This is a genomic window from Streptococcus suis (assembly GCF_002960425.1).
In the GTDB taxonomy this organism is placed as follows: domain Bacteria; phylum Bacillota; class Bacilli; order Lactobacillales; family Streptococcaceae; genus Streptococcus; species Streptococcus suis_S.
Window position 1 is genome coordinate 1 of record NZ_POIZ01000048.1, and the last position, 239, is coordinate 239.

At 44.8% G+C, this 239-nt stretch carries 1 pseudogene; it reads left to right on the top strand.

Annotation, left to right across the window (positions count from 1 at the left end):
• Nucleotides 1-239: pseudogene (locus C1G57_RS06255) on the top strand (IS5/IS1182 family transposase); the annotation flags it as partial.

Genomic DNA, 239 nt, shown 5'->3' on the forward strand with positions numbered 1-239 from the left:
ATGACCCTGTTCGCCTATGCTCGCCAGGTATTCTCTGGTCGAAAAATCGTTCAAATGAATGAAGAAGTTATCCCCATGAAATGGCTGAGTCAGGATACCTATGTCTGTTATCGAACCATAAATAGTTTTCGGGCTAGCACACACGCCAATCAGCTCATCAAATCTGCCTTCATCTACTTCACTCTCCTCCTCAGAGAGAATGGATTGATTGAAGATGAGGCTCTCTTCATTGACGGGAC